The following is a 9,460-nucleotide window of genomic DNA, read 5'->3' as shown; positions in this document are numbered from 1 at the left end:
TTTAAGGCTGCCTCTACAGTGAGCTTAACTAGCTCCTGAGAGAGCATATTTAAATCTTCTGGGGTTTTGAGATCCTTGGCTAGTTCGTTGGCTAAGGCTTGTAATTTACTACGATCCATTGTGTGATATTCCATGTGGCTATCCTTCTGTGAAGGTTAATTGGCCGAGGGAACTTACACAAATTTATTTACAGGGTCCTAATGCAGCGGTGATTGGATCCATTCGACATATTATCCATAATCAGCCGAACATCTCTTTGGTGACGATCATAGTTCTATGTTGAGTTATGTGAGTCTCTCAAAGTGCGGCACATCCACAAAGCTCTTGAAATTCCCACCCCACCTATTCTTTGGGCTTAGGCTTTCCCAGTATTCGCCAACTATACGAATCAATTCTTTATCCCAGACTAGCTTTCCATTCCAGAAGAAATTGAGATCGATAGCGCAACGTCTCAGGTGATTGCTGTTCATAGTTTTTGATCTACCGCTTTTGAAGTAGATCTCTTGCTGCTCTGGGGACCTCCAGAGCTCACCACCAGTAACGACCCAACCTTCCGATGTTGCAAACTGAATCAGAAGACTGACATCGATCAAGAATGCAGCTTGCTCCGCAACCAAACCACTCACGCCTTTACTCACTGCGGCTCTTCCTTGTTCCTTGGGCCATTCATGCGCATCTCAAAGATCTTCTCAACAGACCTTCCCCCAAAATAAGCCAGCATGACTAATTGTCCCCATTCACCTAGAAGCTTTACATAAGCTTCATTGATATCAATACCCATAGCGGAGAGCAAAGCGAACAAGAGGTAAGCCGTGAGGATGTAAACGAGCGTTCCTGGCCTGATGTTCTTTGATAACTTGGAATCACTACCCATATCGTATTGCCAGCGCTGTGTGGCATTTTCTTGTGAAGCACGATGCATCTCCGCTAGAAGCTTGGATTCCTCTATTTCAAGTTCTTTTTGCTTTAGGGTGTATTGCAATAGAAGTTGCTCTTGCTCGATCTCTAGCTGCTTGAGCTTGATGAGATCTTCTTGGCTGGGGTTATCTGGAATACGCGCCCCAATCTTGCTCTCAATGAACTCTTTACCTTTAGCTTGGACTGCGCCCGCAAGAAGACTAAGACCGTTGACGGCTAAGGTTTGTACTAGAGAAGTGATGATTGGAAGCATGTCATAAGCTCTTTTCTTGATGCTCGAAGGTATGAATAAGTATGAAAGTCCACCGCCCCACTACCACCTAGGCTTTTAATTGGTGTTGGTAGTGGGGCGCAGTTATGCGCGCCCACACACCGTGGTTACTTCAACACCCGCAGCCGCACCCAAACACCTGCCGCTAGCGGTAGCCTTCCCTTCTGCTAGCGTTTCTTGGCTCCTTTGGTTTCTGGTGGATCTTGATGAGGTGTTGCTTGCTCAAGCGTTCCTTCTAATGCCTTCTCTTGTGCTGGAGGCTGACCTTCTTTCATCAGACCTTCTACGATCTCCATTAGGCGATCACCATCATCTTCGCCAAAGACTTTGGCTACGACTTCATGGCCATACTTTGCGCATAGACGGTCGTACTCTTGTTCTGGAGTAATGGTGGTCTTTGATGGGCGCTCGAACACCGTGACGTTCTCGCGCCCAAAGAGGTTTCGAAGGATGTTCGTCTCATACGGCGGTACATGTACATGGATGGTTGTGAATGCATCCCTGCGTACTACCGCTTCCACCTCTTTAATTTGGAAGTCACTATGAATGAGTTCTTTGTGGTTCATATTGATCTTCCTTATTGAATGGCTAATACCGCATGGGCATTGGCTCTTGAGATGGATAAAGCGCAGCGTAGATTCACCATGGCGTACATAGCGAGCGTATCGTGCGGACGGATTGGGGCAACAATGTCTAAGTCATCATCACGTAGCTTCATAAAGCGTGTGTTGAGGAAATAGCAGCGCTTGCTCCATTCCACTGTGCGATTAGCCATGGCATCGAGCTCATCAAACTGGGGATCCCAGATGATCTCTACGCCCTTGAAGGCTAGCCCAGTGTTTACACCCGCACCTACGCCAGCATCGATATACTTGGTTTCACCTGATCCGGCAATATGAGTCACTGTCACTTGCTTACGATAGGTATCAATGAACTTGCCACCCGCGATGATGAAATCAGGGCTTCCGCCATGCTTAATACATTGACGCCATGCAGTCTCCATCTCACCCACTAAGTTACCTGGCGATGTTGATGCAATGTCCTTGACGGCATAGTTACGCCAGTAACTAGCTTTGGCTCGATCGATACCACCTACCGTGCCGGCATCTGGGGCAAGGCTTACTAAGCTATCTAAGCCGACTACCGCATCTGCGCCGTGCGAGCCGTCGCGGTGCAACTCCAGGTCTAACTTATTCAGAAAGCCTTCTCTAAGAACTTCTAGCTGCTCATCTAAGAGATTAATCAGTTGTACGCGCTCGTTGTATTCCAATTGAAAGCCTCGCGCCCCACCCTCACGCACCTTGATGCCGTTACTAAATAGGCGGTCATAGTCGATATATAGACCATCAACTGCTCTACGCCATGGGAATGAGGCTTGCTCAGTCGTATTACGTTTATTGAACTTGACCGTCTCCTCCCCAAAGGCCCAGCTAAAGTTACTGCCGTGCTCTTTACGGATGTTCTCAACAACGTTCTGCTTTGCGCCCAATAGGCTTTTACGACCTTCCATGAGTTTTTTCAGGAAAGGTCTTTCTACGGCGATTTGATCGACCGGTAGATTGCGCAAGTACTCATCCAAGGATACCTTAGCTAACTCTTGCAAGTCTGTATTTGAAATTGGCATATGCCACCCCTATCAATATGTTTATCTATTCGAAAATTAGTTGGCTTCATTCCAATTGATAGAGCGTGAAGCTATCCATTGCTACGCTGCTAGTCGCGACTCTAGCTTTAACGCGGTGGCATGAAGCACTGAGATCAATTATTGGGGTGATAGGCAGGGGCTTGGGATATTTGTGGGGTTTTTATTGATATTTTGAATATAGTTGCATAGCTAATTAATATGTATTACACTATCTACATGTTTGAACAATGTCTCTATTTCAATACCACCAGCCTAGCTCGTCAGCTAGAGCGGGAGTGGACGGGTGCTTTTAAGCCTTTTGGGCTTACCCCTTCTCAGGCTTTTATGCTCAGAGTGGTTTTAGATAAAGCACCGCTACTGCAAAGTGAATTGGCTAAGGAGATGAATATTAGCCGCCCTACTGCTACCCGCGCTTTGGATGGCTTGGAGCGCCTGTCTTTAATTAAACGGCAAGCATCTGAGAAAGATGGCCGGGAGCAAGAGATTCATCCGACCAAAAAAGCCATGGAGATGAAAGATGCTATTAATTCTGCCAGTGTAGCCGTAGCTAAACGCCTTAAAAAATCACTTGGAACCAATCATTTTGAAGAAGCTGTAGATCAAATTAGAGGTATTAGCTCTGCCCTGAAATGAGCTCTTTTTTATTTCCCAAATAGTTGCATAGCTAACTTGTTTTTATGCACAGTCAAATGGAGAATCAAATGAAAATTGAACTAGGAAATACCACCCTTCGTGTAACCGAAAGCAATAAAGTGAGTTTTTCACAGGCGAAAAATGTAAGCCTTGAATGTGTTCATGGAGATATCTGGCTAACCTTCAATGACTTACAGGATGATTTTTTACTCACCAAGGGGGAGCGACTCATTATTCCGAGTAACGGCATAGCCCTAATTCAAGGACTGCCGGCGGCAACAGTGAAATTCTCCAACCCTCAAATGGCACCAAGCCATCTAGCGAGGCTATTGAACTCAATACGCAATCATTTTTTAATCGCAGTAAGCCCATAAACAAGGAAAACAACATGCCAATCTTGAACGTAAAAGTCAGCGGACAAAAGAATATTGTCACTACCAAAGCGATGCATGAACTATTGCTAGATCTCACCCACCGCATTCTAGGCAAGAAGAAGGAAGTAACCGCTATTGCAATTGACTATGTAGATCCTGAATGCTGGATGGTTGGCGGCAAGTTATTAAGCGAACATGGTAAAAATAGCTTTTACTTTGATATCAAGGTAACAGATGAGACCAACACTAAGGATGAGAAGGCTCGGTATATCAAAGAGGCCTTTGATGGGTTTGAGCGCATCTTAGGCAATCTGCATGAAGAGAGTTATATCTACGTGCAGGATGTTAGAGCTGCTACATACGGGTATGGTGGAAAGACCCAGGAGTATCGATACCACCAGTAGGCACTCACCCCTTCGCACTGGTCTTTATGCCCAATGTGCCTGTCTGCCACCTTGGGCATAAATGAGCGTTTATTTGGTCGTGGCCATCAAGGGTTCGCAAGCCACCCCTATGGGGTGCCCTTGACGGAATTTCATTCGAGTGTGATTGGCTAAATGCTTTGCGGCACTCTTTGAATGTGTGAACAATCTTTTTTATAGGAAGGCTTGTTTAATCTGGCTCAAGACATCCGCTAAATTTGATCCCTTTGGATGATTTAGGCCGCTCGGATCAATAGATTCATCCTTAGCTTGGTCTAAAAATTTCACCATGTCTTGCCTTATTGATTCTGGCAATTCATATTGAAAATCAACGGGCAGAATGGATACCAACCTCAACACATCTCGCAAGTGCTTTTTGATGTCATCTGAATCAATCTTTTCGCCAGCACGCTTGCGCTCACTCAGATCAAGCCAGGCCTTTGCTTTCAGCGGAATCAGAACGGGGCATCCACCCAGATAAAACCAGGTTTTCTATCTCTTTTTATCAAACCGTAATAGTCATCATCCAGCAAAATCGCGGAAAGACTTGAAACATCCTCCGCTAGAGGAATCGCCCGCATATCGCCGCTATCCTTCTCCCGAAGAAAGTCTGGCTTTCTTGAAAAGAGCTCAAGCATGAATGGGTATGTTGCGGTCTTAGGTTTTTTAAAGCGGTAAAACTGCCTAGTGGAGTCGCTCTTTTGTTGAATCTCGTACTGACCCGCCTTCACAAACTCCCAAAATTTCTCAATGAACTCAGGGGTCAGCGCATCAACAATCACAACAATATCCAAGTCTTTAGTAGTGCGGCTAAATAGCTCTCCGGCATTCTCCATAGCCAACTGCGTAGCGCTACCGCCTATCAACACATACTGATCTTCAAATCCTTTAAACGCTTCCTCAAAGACCTTAAGCCCTACTTGCGTTGCCATTAACTTATTCCTCTCAACAATTCTTTTAGCGCTACCTGAACTCGATCATCATCTATAGCCTCAAGACTTAAAAACAAAGAATATGGGTCCACGATGCCGTTATTGGCATCCCTCTCTTTGGTATTTAGGGCTTTAATTCTTTGTGGTGCATAACGCCAAACCTCTAATTCCAAAGCGCCATCGATTGCCTCGGGCACCACTTGCTCAGCATCTAATTCGCGCTCCAACTTGCGCCAGTCCAACTCTCCAATCGCCCGCACAATATTCTGAGGCTCTCCAAGCATGGTTTGCTTTGCTAGGGCGCTCAATCCCGCAAGGGGTAGGCCCTCAATATATGGATTTGGATTTCTAATCCACAGACGCTTACGTACCGGGCTTTGTAAATAAGGCTTGATGGCTTTCCAGAGCTCACCCCCTTCAACTGTTAGTCGCCAGAGTCGCCCTCCTCTATAAGCATCCATGTCTAACCAACCATGCTCCATCAACTCGCTTTTAATACGAGTCATAGTCATGAGGCTATAGCCCAAGTACATGGCAATCTCTTTTGGATTTAATGTGTCAGGCAAATTACCAAGCAGCGCATTAATCAAAAATACTTGTGTTGCCACATGCAGCTTTTCTTTAGTATCAACCTTTGTTGCTAATGCACGCTCTTGAAACTCAACTCCCAACGGGGGTAGGTAAGCCTGTTTAAACGGAATGATAAAAGGCATGCGCCTCGCAACCATCTCCTTACGGGCATAAGCCTGAAGAGCATCTCCAACCCAAATGACCGGCACCCCAGCCTCTTTCTGAATAAGCGCCCTTTGTTTAAGTAGCGCTGGTAATCCTTGAGCCCCGTCCTTATTGGCCATCAAAAGAACCTCGATCCCAGCTAGCCTAGCTTTGCCCATATCGTAAGTTTGGGCAATGTAGCGTGGCAATTGCACCTCTTTCTCCCAAGCGCCCTCCTGCAGCAAATCCTCTCCTAGGGTTTGCTGCAAGTAGGTGCCTGCTTGAATAAATAGGTTGCGCGCATTCGTCATGCATCCATTTTAACACTGTTTTTAACTATTAACATACAGTATGTTAATAACAAATAAAGTATGTTAATTATATGATTTTATTGATATAAATATCAAATACCCATGTTTCCTAGGTGCTGAGCAATCCTATCCATCGGTTGTTCAGAACTAGCTACTGGCGCCCCTAGAGTTGCTGTTCGCGCCCGTATAGGCTGCACACTCTGCAAGGCTGAATGCCTCATGTTGGCAACGCTAGCAGTAGGCCTTTCGATTGCCTCATAAATAGACTCAATCATGGTTTGCCACTGCTCCGGCTGATTGTTCTGCACAAAGACCTGCATGTAAAACGGGTCTGACATGTATTTGTTAAAGCAAATCGCCTTATCAATGTGATCGATTTCATCTGAGCGGGTATTCAAGAACTTGAGCATCTGTAGCTTCGCCTCTGAGACCAACTCGGAAGGTTTTTTCTGGCTATCAGCAATAGTCATCACATTACCTACAAGCTTGCTTTCGATTTCATATTTACGAATCACATCCTGCAAGCTTGTAACTGTACATTCCAGATCTTCAACCTGTTTCTCTAGATCGCGCTTTTCATTAATGATTCTCTGTACACGCTCACATCCCCTCTTGGACTTGATACCGCCAGAAGATTCTGTATTAACACTAGGCTCGGCATCGGGAATCGAAACCGCGGACCCAGAGTTCAAAGCCCGCTTCATTAGCTCTTCAGCTGTCTCAGCTTGAATATCAGTCTTTGGAAGTGTATCGACGGTAATGGCGACTGGTGCAGGCAATATTTCACCCAGGTCATGGGCTTGTGGTGCTGTCTTATCTGCTGAAGCGGGCATAAAGGACGGCACATGCACCTCGCCCTTTACTGGCGAAAATATAGATTCGGGCTCTAGAGCTTCCGACTCCTCCAATACTTCGCCCTCATCAATATCCTCAGATAGCTTGGCAAGAGATGCATTGGGGGTCTTACTTAGATCATCTAATAAGTTGGTTGCTTGGCTCCGACTCTGGCTCTTACGCTCAGCCTTTTGGGTTTGTTGTGCCTGAGCGCTACGCTCCTTATCTAATTGAGCGGCTTCTTGCCTGGCTTTTGCTTGCGCAATCAATTCAAGTGCGCGCTCTTCCCTTGCCTTATTGCGCCTTGCGGCACTCTCGGCGGCATGCTTCTCATAGGCTTCTTTTTCAAGCCGCTCGCGCTCTTTCTTGGCCTCTCTATCCTGCACTCTTTGAATTGAGCCACCCTTAGTGAGTACCTCTGATTTAAATCCCTCCACCTCATTTGCTACTTGCGTCATTGCCTGTCTCCTCTTTTAATAAGTTACTGCCGTAATGCATTTCAGCGCCTGACTTTTGCCTTCGTTCAGAAAACCAATTTATTCCTAAATTTGGGTCGTCATCGCGTGACCATCCCTCCGCTTGCTTTTCTACATTAGGTATAAATAGATTGGAATCGATACGATCGTCATATCGCAAGAGGGTCTCGTGTAGGAGATTACGGATATGCTCGTAATCCATTCCTCTGGCTTGTAGGTTTTGCATCTGAATTGATAGATTCGTAATCATGGGAAGAACCTTGAGCCAGCTCTCTTTGTCTTCTATGCCATCTGGTGCGCCGGTAGTACCTGCACGTATTCGTAGATCTACCATGTCAAAGATTCGGTCTTTGGTGAGTTCTGGCCAGTCATAGGTTTTCTCCATAGTCATGACTAGTTCGCCATTGACCATGGTGGTCTTAGTACTTGGCGGCCCCATGTAGCGCTCTACCTGCTCTTTGGTGAGTTCTTGCAAAAGGACTTGGGCGCTGTATTGGGCAATCTCTTGTAACCAATCTTCGATCTGGTCCTTGAATTCAAATACGCGCCCAGATAAGGCTCTTTGTAGAATGTTTGCCTCGGTAGCCGTCTTGGGTCTGACCACCGTAGAGCGCGCAGCATCTTGCAAGCCAGTAACTTGCTCCCAGTCATAACGTACTGCACTGGTGTCATAGACGATGGGGTCGATCTTGGGGTGACCTCTGGGAATGATGACTTGGTTCAGAGGCTTGCCTTCGGTATCGACAATCGTGATCTCGCCGAATCTTGAATCTGAGTGCTTCTTAATGGTCTTTTCATTGATATCGGCTGATGCTACCCACCCCGGAATGCAGAGGTCTCGATGTTGATTAAATCGATCGCGCGCTTCGTTGTGCTCGTCCTGCAAGCGCTCGGTCAAGTCAACCAGGCTTGGGCCTACAAATTGACCATCGACTACTTGGTATGGCAATAAGAAGAATGGGTACCAGCGCTCTCCGGCTCTTGGTGGTGAATAAGGTTCACGCAGCCATTCGGTCGCACCCTCTACCATCGTATAAACCCGTTGAGTCGCTCTATCCCAGATCTCTAGCACTGCTATTTGTTGATCATCAGCCACCGAGCCTGAACTAGCGTCCACCTGCATTGAGGCTAGACGCTTGGCTTTTTTATGGGATGGCTCGCCTTGGCCGGGTTGATAGATCTTGGCATTGGCAAGATTCTTCTTGTAGAGCGCTTCTGCTTGGCCACGCTTCATTGGGATGATTTGGCAGATCCAGTCTGCATCGGTGTAATCCCAAAACTCGCAGATAGATGGATCGATGAGGAGGTTTTCTGTAAGCACTCTGTCGATTACTAAGCCTTCGGCAGATTGCACTTCCGATTGTTCATGTAATGACTTGATGAGCTCTTCTAACTCTGCTCTCTTGGCATCATGATGATGTTGAGCATCGTCTTGAAGATCTCGATCTAAGTCTTCTATGGCTAGGATGTTTTCTTGGGCATCATTGATGCGGCCTTGAATATATCCATCCTTTCTTGGATCTCTTTGATACATCACTTTGAGAATTCCGAAGCTACAGGTCAGCGCTGCCCTTATGGTGGACTTCGCTCGATTCTTTAATTGGGCATGTTCTAGCGCTCTATTGGTGACTTTCTCTAGCGTTTTACAAAAGAGTTTGATATCCGCGCCCAAGTGAGTTGGTGTTGTTGAAATTTCTGGGTTGCGTGCATAGACATTAGGAAGAACTGCAGAGATAGTGCCGTGTATGAGGTTGGCTCTCAGACTATAGAAGTCTTTGCCGGTGGGATCTGCGTTCCAATTAAAGCCAGCTACGGTATTGCGGTTGTGTCTTACGCGTTTATGGAATGTTGCCCAGTGTGCGCGCGCATGCGTGATGCGAGCGGTCCATTTTTGTTGGAGGGCTTTTGAGTCTTGAGGCACATCCTATTT

The 9,460-nt window shown here is 46.4% G+C and carries 11 protein-coding genes; 3 read left to right on the top strand and 8 right to left on the bottom strand.

Going from position 1 to position 9,460, the window contains the following annotated elements:
- Positions 1–284: 284 nt before the first annotated feature.
- The 4 genes from VC188_RS09965 to VC188_RS09950 form a co-directional block, all read right to left on the bottom strand.
- Complete coding sequence (locus VC188_RS09965) at positions 285–638, bottom strand: M15 family metallopeptidase (RefSeq protein ID WP_323483855.1); 354 nt, start codon at positions 636–638, stop codon at positions 285–287.
- Positions 635–1,171 carry a hypothetical protein gene (locus VC188_RS09960; protein ID WP_323483854.1) on the bottom strand — a complete coding sequence of 179 codons (537 nt, stop codon included), beginning with the start codon at positions 1,169–1,171 and terminating at the stop codon, positions 635–637. Before VC188_RS09960 ends, VC188_RS09965 begins: the two co-directional genes overlap by 4 nt.
- A gap of 185 nt (positions 1,172–1,356) precedes the next feature.
- The gene (locus tag VC188_RS09955; RefSeq protein WP_323483853.1) at positions 1,357–1,755 is read right to left on the bottom strand and encodes a hypothetical protein; all 399 of its coding nucleotides are present in this window, start codon (positions 1,753–1,755) and stop codon (positions 1,357–1,359) included.
- Between the two features lie 11 nt (positions 1,756–1,766).
- Positions 1,767–2,813 (bottom strand): phage major capsid protein, encoded by a 1,047-nt coding sequence (locus VC188_RS09950; protein ID WP_071461894.1) that lies wholly within the window; start codon positions 2,811–2,813, stop codon positions 1,767–1,769.
- Positions 2,814–3,050: 237 nt separating this feature from the next.
- Here VC188_RS09950 and VC188_RS09945 point away from each other — a divergent pair, with 237 nt between their 5' ends.
- The 3 genes from VC188_RS09945 (at position 3,051) to VC188_RS09935 (ending at position 4,245) form a co-directional block, all read left to right on the top strand.
- On the top strand, positions 3,051–3,467 hold the full coding sequence (locus tag VC188_RS09945; protein ID WP_323483852.1) for a MarR family transcriptional regulator: 417 nt from the start codon (positions 3,051–3,053) through the stop codon (positions 3,465–3,467).
- A gap of 68 nt (positions 3,468–3,535) precedes the next feature.
- Positions 3,536–3,841: a DUF2917 domain-containing protein gene (locus VC188_RS09940; protein ID WP_323483851.1), complete on the top strand. Its 306-nt coding sequence runs from the start codon at positions 3,536–3,538 to the stop codon at positions 3,839–3,841.
- A 14-nt stretch (positions 3,842–3,855) separates the two neighbouring features.
- Positions 3,856–4,245, top strand: coding sequence for a 4-oxalocrotonate tautomerase family protein (locus VC188_RS09935; RefSeq protein WP_323483850.1), 390 nt, complete (start codon positions 3,856–3,858; stop codon positions 4,243–4,245).
- A 473-nt stretch (positions 4,246–4,718) separates the two neighbouring features.
- Here the strand turns inward: VC188_RS09935 and VC188_RS09930 are convergent, their stop codons facing one another.
- From VC188_RS09930 to VC188_RS09915, 4 genes are all read right to left on the bottom strand, one after another.
- A complete protein-coding gene (locus tag VC188_RS09930) occupies positions 4,719–5,195 on the bottom strand; it encodes a hypothetical protein (protein ID WP_323483849.1) in 477 nt (158 codons plus the stop codon).
- Positions 5,195–6,220 (bottom strand): hypothetical protein, encoded by a 1,026-nt coding sequence (locus VC188_RS09925; RefSeq protein ID WP_323483848.1) that lies wholly within the window; start codon positions 6,218–6,220, stop codon positions 5,195–5,197. Before VC188_RS09925 ends, VC188_RS09930 begins: the two co-directional genes overlap by 1 nt.
- Positions 6,221–6,312: 92 nt before the next feature.
- The gene (locus VC188_RS09920) at positions 6,313–7,512 is read right to left on the bottom strand and encodes a hypothetical protein (RefSeq protein WP_323483847.1); all 1,200 of its coding nucleotides are present in this window, start codon (positions 7,510–7,512) and stop codon (positions 6,313–6,315) included.
- Entirely contained in the window at positions 7,493–9,451 is a 1,959-nt protein-coding gene (locus VC188_RS09915; RefSeq protein ID WP_323483846.1) for a hypothetical protein, read from the bottom strand. Before VC188_RS09915 ends, VC188_RS09920 begins: the two co-directional genes overlap by 20 nt.
- Between the last annotated feature and the right edge of the window lie 9 nt (positions 9,452–9,460).

This window comes from Polynucleobacter sp. MG-28-Ekke-A2, from assembly GCF_035012985.1.
Taxonomy (GTDB): domain Bacteria; phylum Pseudomonadota; class Gammaproteobacteria; order Burkholderiales; family Burkholderiaceae; genus Polynucleobacter.
Note: the sequence above shows the minus strand (reverse complement) of the source record. Positions and strands in the feature narration are given on the sequence as shown.